General features: G+C 69.5%; 17 protein-coding genes, 3 tRNA genes and 1 pseudogene. 12 read left to right on the top strand and 9 right to left on the bottom strand.

Annotated features, from left to right (window positions below):
* Nucleotides 1–94: 94 nt before the first annotated feature.
* Entirely contained in the window at nucleotides 95–1,033 is a 939-nt protein-coding gene (locus tag OG841_RS19310; protein ID WP_371566220.1) for a TRADD-N-associated membrane domain-containing protein, read from the bottom strand.
* 433 nt (nucleotides 1,034–1,466) lie between these two features.
* Between OG841_RS19310 and OG841_RS19305 the strand changes: the two genes are divergently transcribed.
* Nucleotides 1,467–1,543 (top strand) — tRNA-Tyr (locus tag OG841_RS19305).
* Between the two features lie 174 nt (nucleotides 1,544–1,717).
* Here OG841_RS19305 and OG841_RS19300 read toward each other — a convergent pair.
* Nucleotides 1,718–1,942 (bottom strand): annotated as a pseudogene (locus OG841_RS19300) (site-specific integrase); the annotation flags it as partial.
* Nucleotides 1,943–1,963: 21 nt separating this feature from the next.
* On the bottom strand, nucleotides 1,964–2,452 hold the full coding sequence (locus OG841_RS19295) for a toll/interleukin-1 receptor domain-containing protein (RefSeq protein WP_371566218.1): 489 nt from the start codon (nucleotides 2,450–2,452) through the stop codon (nucleotides 1,964–1,966).
* A gap of 825 nt (nucleotides 2,453–3,277) precedes the next feature.
* On the opposite strand from OG841_RS19295, the gene fxsT reads away from it, so the two are divergent.
* The gene (fxsT, locus tag OG841_RS19290; protein ID WP_371566217.1) at nucleotides 3,278–6,340 is read left to right on the top strand and encodes an FxSxx-COOH system tetratricopeptide repeat protein; all 3,063 of its coding nucleotides are present in this window, start codon (nucleotides 3,278–3,280) and stop codon (nucleotides 6,338–6,340) included.
* Nucleotides 6,341–6,430: 90 nt separating this feature from the next.
* Here the strand turns inward: fxsT and OG841_RS19285 are convergent, their stop codons facing one another.
* Nucleotides 6,431–7,198: a transposase gene (locus OG841_RS19285; protein WP_328638698.1), complete on the bottom strand. Its 768-nt coding sequence runs from the start codon at nucleotides 7,196–7,198 to the stop codon at nucleotides 6,431–6,433.
* A 716-nt stretch (nucleotides 7,199–7,914) separates the two neighbouring features.
* On the opposite strand from OG841_RS19285, the gene OG841_RS19280 reads away from it, so the two are divergent.
* Nucleotides 7,915–8,127, top strand: coding sequence for a hypothetical protein (locus tag OG841_RS19280; protein WP_079072179.1), 213 nt, complete (start codon nucleotides 7,915–7,917; stop codon nucleotides 8,125–8,127).
* 55 nt (nucleotides 8,128–8,182) lie between these two features.
* Here the strand turns inward: OG841_RS19280 and OG841_RS19275 are convergent, their stop codons facing one another.
* The 3 genes from OG841_RS19275 to OG841_RS19265 form a co-directional block, all read right to left on the bottom strand.
* Nucleotides 8,183–8,575 (bottom strand): nuclear transport factor 2 family protein, encoded by a 393-nt coding sequence (locus OG841_RS19275; protein WP_371566215.1) that lies wholly within the window; start codon nucleotides 8,573–8,575, stop codon nucleotides 8,183–8,185.
* 17 nt (nucleotides 8,576–8,592) lie between these two features.
* Nucleotides 8,593–9,249 (bottom strand): NAD(P)H-binding protein, encoded by a 657-nt coding sequence (locus OG841_RS19270; protein ID WP_328640375.1) that lies wholly within the window; start codon nucleotides 9,247–9,249, stop codon nucleotides 8,593–8,595.
* Nucleotides 9,250–9,475: 226 nt separating this feature from the next.
* Entirely contained in the window at nucleotides 9,476–10,747 is a 1,272-nt protein-coding gene (locus tag OG841_RS19265; RefSeq protein WP_328640376.1) for an amidohydrolase family protein, read from the bottom strand.
* Between the two features lie 263 nt (nucleotides 10,748–11,010).
* On the opposite strand from OG841_RS19265, the gene OG841_RS19260 reads away from it, so the two are divergent.
* From OG841_RS19260 to OG841_RS19225, 8 genes are all read left to right on the top strand, one after another.
* Nucleotides 11,011–11,083 (top strand) — tRNA-Thr (locus OG841_RS19260).
* A 46-nt stretch (nucleotides 11,084–11,129) separates the two neighbouring features.
* Nucleotides 11,130–11,202, top strand: a tRNA-Met gene (locus OG841_RS19255).
* A gap of 90 nt (nucleotides 11,203–11,292) precedes the next feature.
* Nucleotides 11,293–11,457, top strand: coding sequence for a 50S ribosomal protein L33 (gene rpmG, locus OG841_RS19250; protein WP_018834916.1), 165 nt, complete (start codon nucleotides 11,293–11,295; stop codon nucleotides 11,455–11,457).
* A gap of 102 nt (nucleotides 11,458–11,559) precedes the next feature.
* Nucleotides 11,560–12,012, top strand: coding sequence for a MaoC family dehydratase N-terminal domain-containing protein (locus OG841_RS19245; protein ID WP_328640377.1), 453 nt, complete (start codon nucleotides 11,560–11,562; stop codon nucleotides 12,010–12,012).
* A gap of 8 nt (nucleotides 12,013–12,020) precedes the next feature.
* Entirely contained in the window at nucleotides 12,021–12,449 is a 429-nt protein-coding gene (locus OG841_RS19240; RefSeq protein ID WP_266522353.1) for a MaoC family dehydratase, read from the top strand.
* Nucleotides 12,450–12,623: 174 nt separating this feature from the next.
* Nucleotides 12,624–13,193 carry a TetR/AcrR family transcriptional regulator gene (locus tag OG841_RS19235; protein WP_328640378.1) on the top strand — a complete coding sequence of 190 codons (570 nt, stop codon included), beginning with the start codon at nucleotides 12,624–12,626 and terminating at the stop codon, nucleotides 13,191–13,193.
* An 87-nt stretch (nucleotides 13,194–13,280) separates the two neighbouring features.
* Nucleotides 13,281–14,729 carry an MFS transporter gene (locus tag OG841_RS19230; RefSeq protein ID WP_328640379.1) on the top strand — a complete coding sequence of 483 codons (1,449 nt, stop codon included), beginning with the start codon at nucleotides 13,281–13,283 and terminating at the stop codon, nucleotides 14,727–14,729.
* Nucleotides 14,730–15,500: 771 nt separating this feature from the next.
* Nucleotides 15,501–16,556 (top strand): UDP-N-acetylmuramate dehydrogenase, encoded by a 1,056-nt coding sequence (locus tag OG841_RS19225; protein WP_365117994.1) that lies wholly within the window; start codon nucleotides 15,501–15,503, stop codon nucleotides 16,554–16,556.
* A 37-nt stretch (nucleotides 16,557–16,593) separates the two neighbouring features.
* Here the strand turns inward: OG841_RS19225 and OG841_RS19220 are convergent, their stop codons facing one another.
* The gene (locus OG841_RS19220) at nucleotides 16,594–17,226 is read right to left on the bottom strand and encodes an NAD(P)-dependent oxidoreductase (RefSeq protein ID WP_328640381.1); all 633 of its coding nucleotides are present in this window, start codon (nucleotides 17,224–17,226) and stop codon (nucleotides 16,594–16,596) included.
* Nucleotides 17,227–17,345: 119 nt separating this feature from the next.
* On the opposite strand from OG841_RS19220, the gene OG841_RS19215 reads away from it, so the two are divergent.
* On the top strand, nucleotides 17,346–17,963 hold the full coding sequence (locus tag OG841_RS19215; RefSeq protein ID WP_328640382.1) for a TetR/AcrR family transcriptional regulator: 618 nt from the start codon (nucleotides 17,346–17,348) through the stop codon (nucleotides 17,961–17,963).
* Between the two features lie 336 nt (nucleotides 17,964–18,299).
* Here OG841_RS19215 and OG841_RS19210 read toward each other — a convergent pair whose 3' ends face one another.
* The gene (locus OG841_RS19210; RefSeq protein WP_328640383.1) at nucleotides 18,300–19,340 is read right to left on the bottom strand and encodes an adenosine deaminase; all 1,041 of its coding nucleotides are present in this window, start codon (nucleotides 19,338–19,340) and stop codon (nucleotides 18,300–18,302) included.
* Nucleotides 19,341–19,360 lie beyond the last annotated feature (20 nt).

Genomic DNA, 19,360 nt, shown 5'->3' with positions numbered 1-19,360 from the left:
CGTACGGCACCCGGCGACGGAGGGCCGACGGCGGCACCCCCGGGGCCGGCTCCCCGAACGTCGGAGCCACCTCCTTCGATGAAATGGTGACCAACTACGTCTGCGGGGTGCCGTTCAGGGAGCTGGTCTGTTTCTTCGGCGTCCGCTTCTTTGGCTTGGTTTCCTTCGGTGCTTCCACGGCGCCCACGCGATGGGGACCGCTGGCGAGGATTTCGCTGATGATCTGCTTCCGCACCTCGTCCTGGTGCTGTTCCCCGAGCTTTCCGGCGATGCGTTCAGCGGCAAGGTGGTAGCCGTTCAATACTGGTTGGTCGAAATACCGGTTCAACTGGCCGATCGATTCCTTGTACAGGGTCAAGTAGGTCCGGTTGAGGTAGCCCGACAGAAGGGTGCTGAGCGTCGCGATCGCACCGATGAACCAGCGAACCTGCTCGAACGGCACCCATGCGCCTGCGACGGCAGCACCGACCAAGAGGATCATGCCGACGCCCATCGCGATGCGGGACGACTTGAAAGATTTGTCGGCCTGGTCGGTGACGATGCGGTGGTAGGTGTCGATCTGGTCTTGGTTCAGCTGCATGAGCGTAGCGAGCTCGCTGGCCTGTTTCAGCTTCTCCATTGCCTGCGCGTGGAGTTCCCGCTCTTCCGCAAGGCGCTGCGCAAAAGTGACGTTCCGATTCTGCATGTATGTGCGGCGGGTGATGAACCAGGGGATCGCAGCTGCCACAATGAGCAACAGGATGATGAGCCCGATAATTTCGAAAGTGTGGATCGTGCCCGACGAGAGCGAGGGCGCCTTTTGGTCGCCGCCGAACAAGGGCGCCACTCCCGCCAACAGGCCGGTTACCACGGCTGCGATCAGGAGCCCCGGAAACCTGGATGCCGATGGCTCCTTGGAGCGCTGTTCCGATTCCCGCCGCCTAAGGCGTGCACGTTCGGATGCGAGCACCTCTTCGATTGCGCGATCCTGATCCCGATCGCGTTTGCGCCGAATCTGATCAGTGACGCTCTCTCGTGGTTCATTTTCTGGCACTGTGCCCCCCGATTTTCAGGGCGGCAGTGTAACTCCTGACTGCTCCTGGTGGCAGGCGTTCTTCAGGACTGGATTCGGTTCGTGACCAGGACTGAGCGGCAGTCAGACAACAGGGCGCCGCGGACGCGGTCGACAGCGCTTGGTCTCAATCAGGGCGGACTCCGGGCACGTCCGCCCTTGTCCTGGATGCATGGCCGCCCGTTCGGCAGGATCGTCCCGCTCGCCCTCAGCCTGGGAGGGCGTGTGAGAGTACAGCCACGGTTCGTAATCCGAGTCCGAGGAGCCGGTTTTCATGGCAGGCCTCTTTGGTCGCATGCCTTCCATGCTCCTCCTCGGACCGCAGGCAGAGCTAGGGCGGTCGCCGGCTCTGGACGAGACGTGGACGAGAAGTCAGCGTTTTGAATGCTGGACGCACATCCCTGCTGGTCGGAAGGGGGGCGAGCGAGTGATCTTGAGCAGACTGTAAATCTGCCGGCTTAGCCTTCCCAGGTTCGAATCCTGGCGCCGCCACGCTGAGAGAGACCCCCTCTCACCAGGTTAATCACCTGGTGAGAGGGGGTCTCTGCGTTGCCTGCACCGTTCGATTCGCTGTGGACGGGACGTGGACGTGTCTCACCTCGTACCGCTCATATCCCACTGTTGATCAGTGCGTGTCCCCCAGGTGTCCCCCGGGGGTGAACATCATCACTCGGGCTCGTTCCACTCCCGAAGTGCTGCGTCGATCCGGCTGTTCGCACGCTCTCGCGTCTGGTCAAGCACCTTGGCGTACACCTTGTGCAGTACCGCGATGCTGTGTCCGGCGCGGCGGGCGCACTCCATGGCGTCCACCCCGGAGCTGAGCCAGAACGAGACGCCGGCGTGCCGGAGGTCGTAGGGGCGGCGGGCCAGCAGCGAGGCCGACGACATCTCCCGGTCGTCGCGGGGGCGGTCTCACTCTTGCCGCCACGGCGTTGGGGCCCGCTGTACTTCCCCGCACCCGAGATCGGGTGGCGCCTGCCAGGCACGTAGGGGGAGAGCTTCGTCCATCGCGGTGGTTTGCCCCCCCCGGGCCCTCGCCCTTCTTCTCGACCTTGGGAGATAAGGACAAGAGCGGCGTCCGCATCCGAGTACGGCGTATGTTGCGCCTTCAAGTAGTATGGGAATGACTCGCTTACTTGTGGCTAGAGCAGAGTGCCATTCCGCAGTGACCCAATTGGATTTAATGGATGAGCGTGAAATCAAGACCAGAACTATTTGGGCTCGCTCCATAGCGTTGCTAATAACCCGTTCCCAAGGGTCGCCAGCTCTGAGGTCCGTATCTGACCAGATGTCAACTCCACGCACGGAGAGATCAAGCTTTAGTCTCTCCGCCGAAGAGGTGTCTTGTCTTGAATAACTCAAGAAAACAAGGGGTGATTTCTTCCCCCGCAAGGCAGCCACAAGCCCTCCCCGTGGCTCTGGGTATATATGAATCGTCGCGATCTTAGCACTTCACTCCTGAGTCGTTCGACGGTTACGCCGTTTCCCGCCGGCTTGCGTTTGTCCTGTGTTGGAGAGCCTGATTCCTCGTACCTGTGGGCCCAGTCTTCACTGGGGTTGGAGCGAACGTGTGTTCTGAAGATCGGCCATTCATGCACTTCATCGACACGTAGGTGGCTTCCCATCGAGAGCCTCCCCCTGACGCCATCGTCCTGTGGAATCGATCTTGCCAGGCCCCTAGGTGGGCGGATTGATGGTTCCCCCGTAGCCGGCCCGTCCTGAGGGTCTTGCCACCGGGGCCGTCGGGCGCACTGCGGGTTTCCCGTTCGTGTGACCTGCAACAGTGTCCGTCGTGAGCATGAGAGGCCTATGCACAACGTGCCGTCGCGCTTGGAGTCTTCCTCCTTTTCTGCGCACTTATGTGGGTTGATTTTCTGTCGAAATCAGCCCGACCCGGGCAAGTTGCTAGTCTGGGGAATCGCAGGGGCTCGAGGCCCCTGATGTGATTGCGACTTCCCCCGCAGGGTCGGGGAAGCTGCGTAGCGACCGGTGCGTGGCGGGACGCGGTCAGGAGAAGGGGCCTGCCTCTCTTAGGCATACCCAGGGATAGCGGGAACGGGTAAATCCACAGGTTACAAGTAGTGGATGTAGCCCGCTGTAAATCTCCTGAGGGCCGTATTCATCGGCCGGGTTTGGTTGAAAGCCTGTGTGTGGTGGTCTGGGTGGGTTCTAGTCTCGGTGCTGGCAGGGTGTGGGGCTGGTTGTGGGGCTGGTACGGGGGTTCGGGTGGCAGATGTGGCTGGCGGGGTGCGGGTGTTCGTCTCGCATGCGGGGGCGGATCTTGCGTGGGCGGAGTGGGCGGCCTGGCAGTTGCAGGATGCCGGGTATGAGGTGGAGTTGGGTGTCTGGCACTGGGGGGCCGGGGAGAACGTCATTCGGAACATGGACCGGGCCCTGGCGGCGGGGCCGATGGTGGCGTTGTTCTCGGCTGCGTATTTCGAGCCGGAGCGGTGGACCACGGAGGAGTGGACGGCGAAGCTGGCCGGGCGGGAGAAGCTGATCCCGGTCCGGATCGAGCACTGTGTCGTGCCGCCGATGCTGCGGGCGTTGATTGCGCCGGCGTTGTTCGGTGTGGGGGAGGAGGAGGCGCGGGAGGTGCTGCTGGCGGCAGTGGCGGGGCCGGCGGGGGTTCCCCTGGAGAGTCCACGGTTTCCAGGTCGGGGCGGCACAGGCCAGCTGCGGCGGATGGGGGCGGGTGGGCCGCGGCTGCCGGGCACGTTGCCGCGGGTGTGGAACGTTCCGGCGCGCAATGCGGGGTTCGTGGGCCGGGATGGGCTGCTGGTGGAGGTGCGGTCGCGGCTGGCGGGCGGCCGTGCGGTGGCGGTGGTGGCCTTGGATGGCCGTGGGGGTGTGGGCAAGACGCAGCTGGCGGCCGAGTACGCGCACCGGTTCTGCGGGGAGTACGAGCTGGTGTGGTGGGTGCGGGCGGAGGATGCGGCGCTGATTCCGGGGCAGTTGGCGGTGCTGGCGGTGGAGACCGGGGCTGCTCAGCCGGATACACCGCTGGAGGAGGCGGTGCGGGCGTTGGGGCATGAGCTGGGGTCGCGATCGCGCTGGCTGGTCGTCTTCGACAACGCGGAGGATCCCGCGGCGCTGGCGGGCTTCGTGCCGTCCGGGGCGGGGCATGTGCTGATCACCTCCCGTAACCCCGACTGGCACGGTGTGGCCTGGCCGTTGGATGTCGATGTGCTGGCGCGGCGGGAGGCGATCGAGCTGCTGCGCAGCCGGACGCCGTGGCTGACGGAGGGGGATGCCGACCGGTTGGCGCAGGCGTTGGATGACCTGCCGCTGGCCCTGGTCCAGGCGGCCGCGGTGCTGACGACGACGGCCGTGGACGACTACCTGGCCCTGCTGGTCGGCCATGCCGGTGAGGTCACCGATGAGGGCAGGCCGCGGGATTACCGGTGGTCGCTGGCCGCGCAGATCCGGTTGAGCATGCAACGGCTGCGGGAGCAGGACCCGGAGGCTGCCGAGGTGATGAACGCCTGTGCACTGCTGGCCCCGGAACCCTTTGCCCTGCCCACCAGCACGAGGCGGAAGGCTGACGAGGAGTCGTCCGCGGGCCAGGTGGTGGCGGACTGGCGCACCAGAAACCGTGTCCTAGCGGCGCTGCACCAACACGGGCTGGCCCGGGTGGCGGGCGGGAGCCTGCACCTGCACCGCCTGACCCAGGCCGTCCTCAAAAACCAGCTCACCGACGAGGAGCGCAATGCTGCGGCGCACAATGCCAGCGTCTTGCTCGCCGCGGCGTCCCCCGGCAGGGCGGAGGTTCCTGCGTCCTGGCCTCGCTGGTCCGACCTGCTGCCCCACCTGTTGGACATCGACCCGACCGATCTGGTCACCGCGGGCGCCCGCTTCGCCGCATGCGAAGCGTGCCTCTACCTCCTGGACCGTGGCAGCGCACCGGCGATCCTGCCCCGTCTCGAAGACCTCCACGAAGCCTGGAACGCCCTGCTGGGCCCTGATCACGCTCACACCTGGTGGGCCGTCAACTACTTGGCCACGGCATGCAGTGCCGTCGGCGATCGTGAGCGTGCCCTTGCACTGCACCAGGACCTGTTCGACCGGCAGCGGCGGGTGTTGGGCGAGGACCACCCCGACACTCTGGGCACCGCGGGCAACCTGGCGGCTGATCTGGCGGATGTGGGTCGGGGGGAGGAGGCGGTAGAGCTGTGCGAGGACACCCTGGCCCGGCAGCGGCGGGTGTTGGGCGAGGACCACCCCGACACTCTGGGCACCGCGGGCAACCTGGCGGCTGATCTGGCGGATGTGGGTCGGGGGGAGGAAGCGGTAGAGCTGTGCGAGGACACCCTGGCCCGGCAGCGGCGAGTGCTGGGCGAGGACCACCCCGACACCCTGCGCACCGCGTCCAACCTGGCGATCCGGTGGGCGGATGTGGGTCGGGGGGAGGAGTCGGTGGAGCTGTGCGAGGACACCCTGGCCCGGCAGCGGCGGGTGCTGGGCGAGGACCACCCCGAAACTCTGCGTACCGCGGGCAACCTGGCGGTTGATCTGGCGGCTGTGGGTCGGGGGGAGGAGTCGGTGGAGCTGTGCGAGGACACCCTGGCACGCCGGCGGCGGGTGCTGGGCGGGGACCACCCCGACACTCTGGGCACCGCGGGCAACCTGGCGGCTGATCTGGCGGCTGTGGGTCGGGGGGAGGAGGCGGTGGAGCTGGGCGAGGACACCCTGGCCCGGCAGCGGCGGGTGCTGGGCGGGGACCACCCCGACACTCTGGGCACCGCGGGCAACCTGGCGGCTGATCTGGCGGATGTGGGTCGGGGGGAGGAGGCGGTGGAGCTGGGCGAGGACACCCTGGCCCGGCAGCGGCGGGTGCTGGGCGAGGACCACCCCGACACTCTGGGCACCGCGTCCAACCTGGCGATCCGGTGGGCGGGTGTGGGTCGGGGGGAGGAGGCGGTGGAGCTGGGCGAGGACACCCTGGCACGCCGGCGGCGGGTGCTGGGCGAGGACCACCCCGACACTCTGCGTACCGCGTCCAACCTGGCGATCCGGTGGGCGGCTGTGGGTCGGGGGGAGGAGGCGGTGGAGCTGGGCGAGGACACCCTGGCACGCCGGCGGCGGGTGCTGGGCGGGGACCACCCCGACACTCTGCGTACCGCGGGCAACTTGGCGGTTGATCTGGCGGATGTGGGTCGGGGGGAGGAGGCGGTGGAGCTGTGCGAGGACACCCTGGCCCGGCAGCGGCGGGTGCTGGGCGGGGACCACCCCGACACCCTGCGCACCGCAAGATTGCTCGACAGCCTCACAGGACCGAACGCTGGCTGATACGCCAAGGTTGAAGGAATCCCCCAGGCGTCCCCCGGGATATGCGCTGGCCATCGAACTGCCTAGAGGTTGTCCCGTATGGGGCGTGAGCTATCCGGTGAGGGCCAGGTTGTGGAGCCGGGCGATGCCGAGCATGGCCTGGTGAACGCCGTTGCCCTTGAGGCGGCAGTCCCGAAGGATCTTCCAGTTCTTCAGCCGGGATAGGGCGTGTTCGACTCGTGCCCGTGCCCGGCGGTGGACGGCGTTCTCTGCTTCCTGTTGCGGGCTGAGGTGTCTCTGGCCTCGTCGCCTGCGGTGCGGGATGAGAAGGCCAGTGCCCTGGTAGCCACCGTCGGCGATGGTCGGGGCACCGCGGCAGACCCGGTCCACACCGGATTCGGTGAACGCCCGGCAGTCGTTGCGACTGCCGGGCAGCGGCAAGCCGATCGCCACCACCAGGCGGCTGTTGGCGTCGATGACGACCTGCAGATTCGTCGAGTACCGATAGTTCTTGCTGGACGCGGCGACGCTGCGGTCCCGGGTAGGCACCAAGGTGCCGTCGACGATGTAGACAGTGTCCCTGCGCGGACGTCGGGCCGGCGCGATGGCCAACAGCGGTGCCAGGTGATCGAGGATACGGTCGGCCGCGGACTTCGAGACCCCGAACAACGGTGCCACCTGCCGCAACGTCAGGTTCGTGCGCCAGTACGTCGCCACCAGCAACACCCGGTCCTCCAGCGGCAACCGCCAGGGACGGCCCCGCTGAACGTCACCCCCGCGACGCCGCACCAACGCCACCAGCCTGGCGAACTGCACCTCGCTCAACCCGGAGAACGGCTCGATCCACTTCGGATCATCAGCTGAAATCACCCCACCCATGCCCAGCCAACGCACCAACCACCCCACCGGTTACGGGACAACCTCTAGTCAGACCGGCTACAGCCAGCCCGCTGTAAATCTGCCGGCTCAGCCTTCCCAGGTTCGAATCCTGGCGCCGCCACGCTGAGAGAGACCCCCTCCGAACTGCGGAAACGCAGAGCGGAGGGGGTCTCTTCGTTTCGGGATGCTTCAGGCGCCCCATGGCGCGGCGGGGCCGGGTGATGTGTCTGACCGGCGGGGTAGGCGGGCTGGTGGAGTCAGGACGCGCGTTCGTGTTGCTCACGCAGCACCGACGGCACATGGCGGTAACGGTCCAAGGCGTGACGCCGCCGTGCGTTCCAACGGGCTCCGTCGGTCGTCGACCAGCCGCCGCCTGGGTGCCCGTTCCTCGGGCTCGCTAGGCACCGCGCGATGCCGGGCCCTCCGGCCGGTTGGGCTCGGCGAGGCGGCGTGGGTCGGTGCCTGCCGCGCGGCTCGCCCTGCGACTTGCACGGCCAGGGCCGCAATGCGGGGCCGTGATGGCGATGTACACAGACTGCGCGGCGAAGCGCTTCTCAGGCGCCACGCGTCCCGTACCCCCGGACGAGCCCCCTCCCGTCCCCCCACCTCCGACAGCCGCCCGCCCTTGAGCCCCGCGGTCCTTCCCACGCTCCCCGACAGGCACAGCCGCCCGCTTGGGACGCACAAACGTCGCCCGCCCGGGGCACACTGACTGCATGTCCAGTCGTCGCAGGCTCTGCCCCGAATGCCGTCGCGAGATCGCTGTCGTCGCCGGCCGCTTCGCCCGGCACGACCCGCCCGGAGCACGCGCGAGAGGTCAGCTGGTCTCCTGCCCGGGTTCCCGCAGACAGGCGGAACTCGGAGCGGCGCAGCCGTCGTTGGACGGGTACGCACTACCCGTCGTCCCCGGCCAGCTGCCCCTGTTCTGAGCGTTCGGCTGCCCGACGACCTGTCAGAGCACCCCGCCTCGGGCGTTCAGCCGTCCTACGTCCCGGATCCAATCCCCGGCCCCGACCCCTCCCTCACATCCATCCGCACCACGAGCCCGTCCTCCCCGAACCGGTACACGTGCTCGACCGTCTCCCCGGCCCACCGCTCGCCCGACGCATCACGCACCCCGAGCCGTACGGTCACCACCACCACCGCGCCGGCGAGCCCGTCCGACCTCAGCCCCTCCAGCCGTACGAGGGGATGCCCCGCCGCGAACTGCCGTGCCCAGTACGCCCGTACCGCCGCACGTCCGTGGAGTCGGCCGCCGTCCAGCATGTTCGGCCAGTCCACGTCCGGGGCCAGACAACGCGGTACGAAGGCGTCCCGCTCGTCCGTCGCGAAGACCTCGTACATCCGCCGCAGCAACGCCTCTTGCGCCGCCGGCACCCCCTCAGCGGCCATCCTCAGTTGCCCGCCACCGACTTCACCGCGACCGAGACCGGCGTGGCACCGCTGATCAGCTCCAGCGTCAGCCCTGCCGTCGCCGGCGTGTCCAGCAACTCCGCCAGTACGGCGGCCACGTCGTCGCGCGGAATCGAACCCCGGCCGGTGTGCGCCTCCAGGCGTACGAGGCCGGTGCCCGCGTCGTCCGTGAGCGCGCCGGGACGCAGAATCGTCCAGTCCAGGGCATCCAAACCGCTCACATGGGCGTCGGCTTCGCCCTTGGCGCGCAGGTACACATCGAAGATCTCGTCACCCTCGTGCCGTGGATCCGCGCCCATGGACGACACGATCACGAAGCGCCGTACTCCCGCCAGGACCGCCGCGTCCGCGAACAGCACCGCCGCGGCCTTGTCCACCGTGTCCTTGCGGGCCGCGCCGCTACCCGGACCCGCGCCCGCCGCGAAGACCGCCGCGTCCGCCCCCCGCAAAGGGGCGGCAACCTCCTCGACCGAGGCCGACTCCAGGTCCAACACGACCGGTTCGGCACCGACGTCCCGCAGGTCGTCGCCCTGTTCGGCGCGACGGATGATCCCCGCGACCTCGTCCCCGCGCGCGGCGAGCAGCCGCTCCAGCCGCAGCGCGATCTGACCATGACCACCAGCGATGACAATGCGCATGTCTTCGACCGTACGCCCGTCCAGGCACATCTGCCGTGTGGGTCCGGCGACACCGCACGGGGTGCGGGGTGAGGTCGAGGAGCGGCTCCGGTCCGTCGTGGCTGGTCGCGCAGTTCCCCGCGCCACACAGGGGGTTGCGCGCAGCGGCACGCGCCACGACGCACCCTCACCGCCGACCACCCCCACCACCCCGACCGAACCCTCAGCGACACGGCACGCACTCGCCCTACGACACACCCCCTCGCCCCTGCCGAGGCAGCCCCGACTCCACCCCCGCCGCCGAGTTGCAGTACTCCCGGACCGCGCTCGTCCGTGCCACCACGCGCCCCCGGTGCACCACGATCCGGCTGTACGCCAGGGAGAGGGCGCCGGCGAGGCGGTCGCCGCGTACCGCGAGCAATTCGGCCGGGAAGCCCGCCTCCACGCGGACTTCGGGCAACCCGAGCACGGTCCGCGCCGACGTGCTCACCGTGTCGTAGGCGTCCTCCGGTCGCAGCCCGTACCGGGAGGCGAGCAGGTACGCGGCCTCCAGGGGGTCGCCGCGGCCCACCGGGTTGCAGGCGTCCCGCAGCGCGCCGCTGCCGGCGGCCACCCGGACTCCGGCCGCGCGCAGCAGCCGTACCGGAGCCGTGCCCCGCCGGTCGACGCCCGCGCAGCCGCCCTGCGGCAGGCACACCACGGCGACTCCGGCCGCCCCGAGCTGGTCGGCGGTGCGGGAGACCACCTCGGCGGGGAGGCGGTCCAAGCCCGCGCAGGGGCCCAGGGTCACGCCGGGCCGCAGGCCGCCGGCCATGGCGGCGAGCCGGGCGAGCCGGGCCGGGTCGGTGGCGTCCGTGTGCAGGTCGACGGGGCAGCCGTGTTCCGAGGCGACCTCCAGGACCGCCTCCGCATAACCCGTCGGATCGGGGTCGAGATCCGGACAGCCGCCCACCACCGAGGCACCCATCTTCAGCGCGTCCCGCAACATGGCGAGCCCCTCGGCCCCGGCCACGCCGGTCAGCACCCTGGGCATCGCCACGGCCGTCAACTCGGTGAGCCCGTGCAGCGACCGCCGCGCCTGCAGTACGGCGGCCAGCGCGCCCAGCCCCTGGACGTCCCCCACGCGCACGTGCGCCCTGAGCGCGGTCGCGCCGTGCCCGAGCTGGAGCAGGGCGGCCTCCGTGGCCCGGCGCTGGACGTCGTGGGGGTCGTGGGACACCGGCCCCTCGGCGTCGGCCGACAGCGCGGTGTCGCCGTGGGCGTGCGGCTCGGCAGGGGCAGGCAGGAGCAGATAGCCGTTGAGGTCCACACGCGCACCGCACGCGCGTGTGCCGCCCACGGTCAGACTGCCGGCCGTACCGACCGCCTCGATGCGCCCGCCGCCCAGCCGTACATCCACGGTCCTGCCGTCGGTGAGCCGTGCCCCGCACAACAGGAGACCGGCCCCCTCGGACCGGCCCGTGGACGAGGCACCCGACGAGGACGAGGAGGGGGGCGGCTGCGGCTGGCTGTCGGGCATCGCGCTCCAGGGGCTCGGGACTACGCAAGCTCAGGACTGCGCGAACCCGGACTGCGCAAGGGGACGCAAGATCACGCAGAGTGAGTCGAGCCTAGGGTGGCCGCGCACGCGTGACGGGGAGGAGCGCAATAGTCGTACCGGTGTGGTCCGCCGTACCGGAGAGGCAGTTGAGGCCTCCGGGAACCCCGTGGATCAAGGCGTCCAGGGCGCCGCGAAACGGATTTGGGCGAACGGCGGCGGAGCGTGTAATGTCTTCATCGCTCGCCCCAATAGCTCAGTCGGCAGAGCGTCTCCATGGTAAGGAGAAGGTCTACGGTTCGATTCCGTATTGGGGCTCTGGTGTGTGAGGTTCCCGTCGCGAGGCGGGAACGGATCGCATCACAGCGGTGTAGCTCAGTCGGTAGAGCAAGCGGCTCATAATCGCTGTGTCACCGGTTCAAGTCCGGTCACCGCTACTGACAGTAGCCGATTGCGGGGTCGGTCCTTCGATCGGCTACTCTTCTATGCGTTGAACCCGTCCTATCCGTTCGTCAAGGAGCACTCACGTGGCTGCCACCGACGTCCGCCCGAAGATCACGCTGGCCTGCGTGGAGTGCAAGGAGCGGAACTACATCACCAAGAAGAACCGGCGTAACAACCCGGATCGAATGGAGATGAAGAAGCACTGCCCGCGTTGCAATGCGCACACCGCGCACCGCGAAACGCGATAAATCAGGCTCGTACACGAGGCCGTCCCCGAGAGATCGGGGGCGGCCTCGCGTCGTTGAAGGACCCGATACCGGTCAGTAGAGCAACCAGGAGGTGCCGAGCCCATGGCGCTCGACCAGTCCTTCGTGGGGCGGACCTATCCGCCCACCGACCCCTACGAGGTGGGCCGGGAGAAGATCCGCGAGTTCGCCGAGGCGGTGGGGGACTCCAACCCCGCGTACTCGGACCCGGAGGCCGCCAAGGCGCTCGGCCACCCCGACGTCGTCGCCCCGCCGACCTTCGTGTTCTCGATCACCTTCAAGGCCGCGGGACAGGTCGTGCAGGACCCGCAGCTCGGCCTGGACTACAGCCGCGTGGTGCACGGCGACCAGAAGTTCGCCTACGTCCGCCCCGTGCGCGCCGGTGACCGTCTGACCGTCACCTCCACCATCGAGGCGATCAGGTCCATGGCCGGCAACGACATCCTGGACATCCGCGGCGAGGTCCACGACGAGGCCGGCGAGCACGTCGTGACCGCCTGGACCAAGCTCGTCGCGCGCGCGGCCGAGGAGGCGTGAGGAAGAAGATGACGGCGAAGATCGCATACGGCGACGTCGAGGTCGGCACCGAGCTGCCGGCCCAGACCTTCACCGTGACCCGCGCCACCCTCGTCCAGTACGCGGGCGCCTCCGGGGACTTCAACCCCATCCACTGGAACGAGAAGTTCGCCAAGGAGGTCGGGCTGCCGGACGTCATCGCGCACGGCATGTTCACCATGGCCGAGGCGATCCGTGTGGTGACGGACTGGGTCGGCGACCCGGCGGCCGTCGCCGAGTACGGCGTCCGCTTCACCAAGCCCGTCGTCGTGCCCAATGACGACCAGGGCGCCACGATCGAGGTCAGCGCCAAGGTCGCCGCCAAGCTCGACGACAACACCGTCCGCGTGGACCTCACGGCCACCAGCGCGGGGCAGAAGGTGCTGGGGATGTCACGGGCGGTCGTACGACTGGCCTGAGGGGCGGGTACGGCTGCTGAGGTAAGGGGCGCTCTCCATGGTGGGGCGCCCCTTACGGTGTGAAGGCCCCCTGCCTGCGACAACGCTCGGTGGTGGGGGGACGTTCCGGCAGGAGCTTTCGGTAGGCGAACCCAGCGTCTTGCCAAGTTAGTGATTGAGTACTAACTTTGGTGCATGGCCAGGATGAGTGCAGAAGAGCGGCGCGAGAGCGTCATCCGTGCGGCGACGGCCGAGTTCGCCCGTGGTGGCTACCACGGCACGTCGACCGAGGCGATCGCCAAGCGGGTCGGGGTGTCGCAGCCGTATCTCTTCCGGCTCTTCCCGGGCAAGAAGGCGATCTTCCTGGCGGCGGCCGAGCGCTGTGTGGAGGACACCATTCGCACCTTCGCGGAAGCCTCGGAGGGGCTGGAGGGCGAGGAGGCTCAGCACGCCATGGCGGACGCGTACACCCGGGTCATCGCGGAGCGGCCCGAGTGGCTGATGATGCAGATGCAGATGTACGTCGCCGTGGGGGCTGCCGAGCAGGACGGTGACACCGAGTTCGGAGAGGCGGTGCGGGCCGGTTGGATGCGGCTGTGGGACACCGTCCACCTGCCGCTCGGCGCCGACGCCGACGAGACGACGACCTTCCTGGCGTACGGGATGCTCATCAACTGCCTGACGGCGATGGGCTTTCCGCCCGGGCACCGGGTCTGGGAGGGGATGTATCCGTCGGCGCGGATCACGGGCCGACTGGAGTACTGAGTGCGACGAGGCGCCATGGGCGCCTTTTCATGATCGAGAAACTTAGTAATCGCTAACTAATTACTGATCGCACCCGCTGGGGGAGAGATGTCACAGCAAGAGCAAGCCACACCGACCACAGGACGCGGGGGAGCCGTCTGGGCCCTCGTCATCACCAGCGTCGCCGGATTCATGGCGGCCCTCGACAACCTCGTCGTCACCACCGCCCTGCCGTCCATCCGCAAGGACCTCGGCGGGGGACTGCACGACCTGGAGTGGACGGTGAGCGCGTACACGCTCACCTTCGCCGTCCTGCTCATGACCGGCGCGGCGCTCGGGGACCGCTTCGGCCGGCGACGCCTCTTCCTGACCGGCCTCACGGTCTTCACCGGAGCGTCGGCCGCCGCGGCACTGGCCCCCGGCATCGACTCCCTCATCGCCGCCCGCGCGGTCCAGGGCGTAGGAGCGGCGATCATGATGCCCCTCACGCTCACCCTCCTCACGGCGGCCGTTCCCGCCGCCAAGCGCGGGATGGCGTACGGCATCTGGGGTGCCGTCAACGGACTCGCGGTGGCCTCCGGGCCACTGATCGGCGGCAGCCTCACCGAACACATCTCCTGGCAGTGGATCTTCTGGCTGAACGTCCCGCTCGGCGTCGCCCTGCTGCCGCTCGCCCGTCTGCGCCTGGCCGAGTCCCACGGCACCGGCGCGCGCCTCGACATCCCCGGCACCGTGCTCGCCAGCGGCGGTCTCTTCGGCATCGTGTACGGCCTGGTCCGCGGCCCGTCCGACGGCTGGACCGACTCCGTGGTCCTGCTGGCCCTGTTCGCCGGGGCCGCGCTGCTCGCCGCGTTCGTCCTCTACAGCACACGGGCCAAGAACCCCATGCTCCCCATGCGGCTGTTCCGCTCCCGGGCCTTCTCCGGGATCAACGCGGCCAGCCTGCTGATGTTCCTGGGGATGTTCGGCTCGATCTTCCTGCTCAGCCAGTACATGCAGGGCGTACTCGGCTACTCGCCCACCGAGGCGGGGCTGCGGATGCTCCCCTGGACGGGCATGCCGATGCTCGTCGCACCGATCGCCGGGATCGTCTCCGACCGCATCGGGGGCCGGCCGGTCGTGGCCACGGGTCTCTTCTTCCAGGCGGCGGGTCTCGCGTACATGGCGTCCGTGGTCACGGTCGACGCGTCCTACGCCGCGCAGCTCCCCGGGCTCATCCTCAGCGGCATCGGCATGGCGCTGTTCTTCGCCCCCGCGTCCAACCTGGTCATGTCGAGTGTCCGGTCCGAGGAGCAGGGGATCGCTTCCGGGGCCAACAACGCGCTGCGTGAGGTGGGTGGAGCGCTGGGGATCGCGGTCATGGCGTCGATCTTCTCCTCGCAGGGTGGATACGAGAGCGGGCAGTCCTTTGTGGATGGCCTGCGGCCGGCACTGGTCACGGGCGCGGTGGTGGTGGCGGTCGCCGGGGTCGCGGCTCTGCTGATTCCTTCGCGGAAGCGGAGTGCGGTGGTGGCGTCTTCCGAGCGGGCGCGGCCACTGGAGACGGTGGCCGGCTGAACGTGCGCTGGGCTTGGGCGGGGCGCCTATGGGGGTGCCTCGCCAAGGCCTTGGGCGGGTGCGGGTGCGGGTGCGTTGTGGCTGGCCGCGTGCGCGGGGCCGGGGGCGGGCGCCTACAGGGATGCCACGCCGGTCCTGGGCGGCTGCGGGTGTGTTGTGGCTGGTCGCGCAGTTCCCCGCGCCCCTGGGGAGTCGCAGTCACCGGCACCACGACGAACCGATCCCCGCCCCGCGCGCCACGAAAGACCGCTCGCCGCATCCTGTGGCCACGGCGGACGGACTGATCTCGGCCCCGCGCGCCATGAAGATCGCTCGCCGCATCCTGTGCCCACGGCGGGCCTGGCCGCACCGCGCGCCACGATGGACCAATTCCCACCCCGCACGCCACGACGGACCGGTAGCCGCACCCCGGGTCCCGACGGACCGCACCCCGACGGACTGATCCCCGTCTCGCGCGCCCCGACGGGCCGTTGGCCGCGTACGGCGCGAAGGGGACGGGGTGGAGGGTGTCCGCCCGCGGCGGCCGGCGTCCGTTACAGGGCACCACTCAAGGGACCGAGCCGCCGGACCGAGGACGGACACCCCCCACCCCGGCCCCGACCCACACACCACCCGCACGCGCTACACCCGCCCCCACCAAAGCCGAAACGGGCCGCCGCAGGCACCCAGGGGCGCGGGGAACTGCGCACAACGCCCGCCCCCACCGCACCCGCACAGGCCGCCGCAGGCAACCCCCGCCCAACCGCCGGAGGCCCCCGTAGGCTGTACCGCGTGCAGGAACGACACGACGCCCCCCTCGCCCCCCTGACCACCTTCCGTCTCGGCGGCCCCGCCACCCGGCTCGTCACCGCGACGACCGATGCCGAGGTGATCGAGGTCATCCGTGAGGCCGACGCCTCCGGTACTCCGCTTCTCGTGATCGGCGGCGGGTCCAACCTCGTCATCGGGGACAAGGGGTTCGACGGCACCGCACTCGTCATCGCCACCAAGGGGTTCGAGCTCACCGGCACCCACCTGGAGCTCGCCGCCGGCGAAGTGTGGACCGACGCCGTCGCCCGCACCGTGGACGCCGGACTCGCCGGTGTCGAGTGCCTCGCCGGCATCCCCGGTTCCGCGGGCGCCACCCCCATCCAGAACGTCGGCGCCTACGGCCAGGAGGTGTCCTCCACCGTCACCGAGGTCATCGCCTACGACCGCCGCACCGGCGCCACCGTCACCCTCACCAACGAAGACTGCGCCTTCTCCTACCGCCACAGCCGCTTCAAGGAAGACCCCGCCCGCTACGTCGTCCTGCGCGTCCACTTCGACCTGGAAGACGCCGACGGCCTCTCCGCGCCGATCAAGTACGCCGAAACCGCCCGCGCCCTCGGCGTGGAACCCGGTGACCGCGTCCCCCTCGCCGAGGCCCGCGCAACCGTCCTGAAGCTGCGCGCGGGAAAGGGCATGGTCCTGGACCCCGACGACCACGACACCTGGTCGGCAGGCTCCTTCTTCACCAACCCCATCCTCACGAGCGCCCAGTTCGCGGAGTTCCACGCGCGCGTGAAGCACCGCCTCGGCGAGGACGCCGAACCCCCCGCCTACCCCGCGGGCGACGGCCACACCAAGACCTCCGCGGCCTGGCTGATCGACAAGGCCGGCTTCACCAAGGGCTACGGCACCGGCCCCGCACGCATCTCCACCAAGCACACGCTGGCCCTCACCAACCGGGGCGACGCCACCACCGAGGACCTCCTCACACTGGCCCGGGAGGTCGTGGCGGGCGTACGGGACACCTTCGGGATCACGCTGGTCAACGAGCCGGTGACGGTGGGCGTGAACCTGTAGCCGACCAGGTCCGAGAGCGTCAGTACGGTCAATACCGTCAGTACGCCACCCCGACCCCCTGCTTCACCACCCCCGCATCCCCGACCATCGCCAGCATCGCGTGCGCCACATCCGCCCGCGAGATGAACCGCCCCCGAGCCGGGAACCCCCCGGCCACCACCCGGTACACCCCCGTCACCGGCTTGTTCTGAAGACGCGGCGGGCGCACGACCGTCCAGTCCGTACCGCTCGCCGCCAGCTCCGCCTCCATCTCGCTCAGATCGGCGTAGACGTCCTTCAGTACGGCGGACACGAGCCCCCGCATCCACCGGTCCACCGCCCCCTCGTCCACCGGCGCCGGCCCGACCGGCCCCGCGCTGACCGCCAGCACCCGCCGGACCTGCTCCGCCTCCATCGCGGCCAGCACCACACGGGTCAGCCGCGCCGCGACCCCGGCGTCCTTGCGGGCACGCGGCCCGAGCCCGGACAGCACCGCGTCCCGCCCGGCCACGGCGGGCCGCAGCACCTCCGGGTCGGTGAGGTCCGCACGGACCACCTCCAGTCGTGCGCCCGTGACGGTCAGCCGGGCAGGATCCCGTACGACCGCCGTGACCTCATGTCCCGCCGCCAGGCCCTGCTGGACGAGCTCGCGCCCGATGCCCCCGGTGGCACCGAAAACCGTGAGTTTCATGGGTACTCCCGTACTCGGAGGAGGTGGGTGAGTATTCACTCACCCATGTCTCCCTCTAGAGTGGGTAAGTACTCACCCACCCGTCAAGCCCGCCACCCGACCCAAGGGGACCGAACAGCATGGAGCCCAAGTCCGGCCCGGCCCGCGTCCGCATCCTCGACGCCGCCCATGAGCTGATGCTCACCGTCGGGCTGGCGCGTGCCACGACCAAGGAGATCGCGAAGGCGGCCGGCTGCTCCGAGGCGGCGCTGTACAAGTACTTCGCCAGCAAGGAGGAGGTGTTCATCCGCGTCCTCGCGGAACGCCTCCCCAGGCTGGCCCCCCTGCTGCACGCCCTCGCCGCCGAACCGGGCCGCCACAGCCTGGAGGAGAACCTCACCGAGATCGCCTGCCAGGCCGCCCTCTTCTACGAGCAGAGCTTCCCGATCGCCGCCTCGCTGTACGCCGAGACCCAGCTCAAGCGGCGCCACGACGACGCGATGCGCGAAATGGAGTCCGGCCCGCACAAGCCGATCGAGTGGCTCGACGCCTACCTCCGGGCCGAGCAGTCCAACGGCCGGGTCGCCCCCACCGCCGACACCTTCGCCGCGGCCTCCCTGCTCCTGGGCGCCTGCGCGCAACGGGCGTTCGCCTACGACGCGACACAGGACGGCGTACGGCCGCCGGTGGAGGAGTTCGCCGCCCGGCTGGCCCGGACCCTGCTGGGCGGAATCTCGGTAGCCGGGGAATCCGCGTGACCGTCACCCTGGGCCCATGACATCCAGGACCTCCGCATGCGGCTGAGGCTCACGGAGTTCAGACCCCGCACCGGCCCCCATGAACACCCGGCATCGGCGACCACGACGGACTGAACCGGCTCGCTGCGGCGCACCCTCAAGGCCGGCACCCCCCGGTCCGTACGCACCGACGAGGCACGTACGCACAAGGACACCGACGCCTTGAGGAAACGACACACGCGCACGGACTTCCGGGACGACCTGCGGCACGCCACGCACGCGCGTACGTTCTTCCTGTTCGGCAGCCGGGACGCCTTCGCCGGGGACCAGGCCGGAAGGGCGTCGGGAAAGGGCACTTCAAGAGGCCGGCTGGCTGAGCCAGTCGTCCACTCCCGACAGCAGCTTGGCCTTCATGTCCTCCGGCGCCGCCGAAGCCCGTACCGACTGCCGGGCCAGTTCCGCGAGCTCCGCGTCCGAGAAGCCGTGATACTGCCGGGCGATCTCGTACTGCGCGGCCAGCCGGGACCCGAACAGCAACGGGTCGTCGGCGCCCAGCGCCATCGGCACCCCGGCCTCGAACAGCTTCCGCAGCGGCACGTCCTCATGCTTCTCGTACACACCGAGCGCCACATTCGACGCCGGGCACACCTCGCACGTCACCTGCCGGTCCGCCAGCCGCTTCAGCAGCCGCGGGTCGTCCGCCGCGCGCACCCCGTGGCCGATCCGGGTCGCGTCCAGGTCGTCGAGACAGTCCCGTACCGACGACGGTCCGGCCAACTCGCCACCGTGCGGCGCCGACAGCAGCCCGCCCTCGCGCGCGATGTTGAAGGCGCGGTCGAAGTCCCGTGCCATGCCCCGGCGTTCGTCGTTCGAGAGTCCGAAGCCGACCACGCCCTTGTCCGCGTACCGCACCGCCAGCCGGGCCAGCGTGCGGGCGTCCAGGGGATGCTTCATGCGGTTCGCGGCGACCAGTACCCGCATCCCGAGCCCGGTCTCGCGCGAGGTCGTCTCCACCGCGTCCAGGATGATCTCCAGCGCCGGGATCAGCCCGCCGAGCCGGGGTGCGTACGACGTCGGGTCGACCTGGATCTCCAGCCACCCCGAGCCGTCGCGCACATCCTCCTCCGCGGCCTCCCGCACCAGCCGCCGGATGTCCTCGGGCTCGCGCAGACACGAGCGGGCCGCGTCGTACAGCCGCTGGAAACGGAACCAGCCCCGCTCGTCCGTCGCCCGCAGTTTCGGCGGTTCCCCGCTGGTCAGTGCTTCGGTCAGCGCCTCGGGCAGCCGTACCCCGTACTTGTCGGCCAGTTCCAGAACCGTCGCCGGGCGCATCGACCCGGTGAAGTGCAGGTGCAGATGGGCTTTCGGCAGCTCAGAGACATCACGTACACGCTCCATTCCAGGATCCTGCCGTACGT

Source organism: Streptomyces canus (assembly GCF_041435015.1).
Taxonomy (GTDB): domain Bacteria; phylum Actinomycetota; class Actinomycetes; order Streptomycetales; family Streptomycetaceae; genus Streptomyces; species Streptomyces canus_G.
The sequence above is the reverse complement of the archived record's forward strand: the minus strand, read 5'-3'. Positions and strand labels throughout refer to the sequence as shown.

Bases quoted from the DNA above. Each gene is read 5' to 3' on its own strand.
- OG841_RS19215 (WP_328640382.1), top strand. From the start codon at position 17,346: ATGGAGCCCAAGTCCGGCCCGGCCCGCGTCCGCATCCTCGACGCCGCC.
- OG841_RS19235 (WP_328640378.1), top strand. From the start codon at position 12,624: ATGGCCAGGATGAGTGCAGAAGAGCGGCGCGAGAGCGTCATCCGTGCG.
- OG841_RS19280 (WP_079072179.1), top strand. From the start codon at position 7,915: ATGTCCAGTCGTCGCAGGCTCTGCCCCGAATGCCGTCGCGAGATCGCT.
- OG841_RS19240 (WP_266522353.1), top strand. From the start codon at position 12,021: ATGACGGCGAAGATCGCATACGGCGACGTCGAGGTCGGCACCGAGCTG.
- OG841_RS19265 (WP_328640376.1), bottom strand. From the start codon at position 10,747: ATGCCCGACAGCCAGCCGCAGCCGCCCCCCTCCTCGTCCTCGTCGGGT.
- OG841_RS19245 (WP_328640377.1), top strand. From the start codon at position 11,560: ATGGCGCTCGACCAGTCCTTCGTGGGGCGGACCTATCCGCCCACCGAC.
- OG841_RS19285 (WP_328638698.1), bottom strand. From the start codon at position 7,198: ATGGGTGGGGTGATTTCAGCTGATGATCCGAAGTGGATCGAGCCGTTC.
- OG841_RS19220 (WP_328640381.1), bottom strand. From the start codon at position 17,226: ATGAAACTCACGGTTTTCGGTGCCACCGGGGGCATCGGGCGCGAGCTC.
- OG841_RS19210 (WP_328640383.1), bottom strand. From the start codon at position 19,340: ATGGAGCGTGTACGTGATGTCTCTGAGCTGCCGAAAGCCCATCTGCAC.
- OG841_RS19230 (WP_328640379.1), top strand. From the start codon at position 13,281: ATGTCACAGCAAGAGCAAGCCACACCGACCACAGGACGCGGGGGAGCC.
- OG841_RS19270 (WP_328640375.1), bottom strand. From the start codon at position 9,249: ATGCGCATTGTCATCGCTGGTGGTCATGGTCAGATCGCGCTGCGGCTG.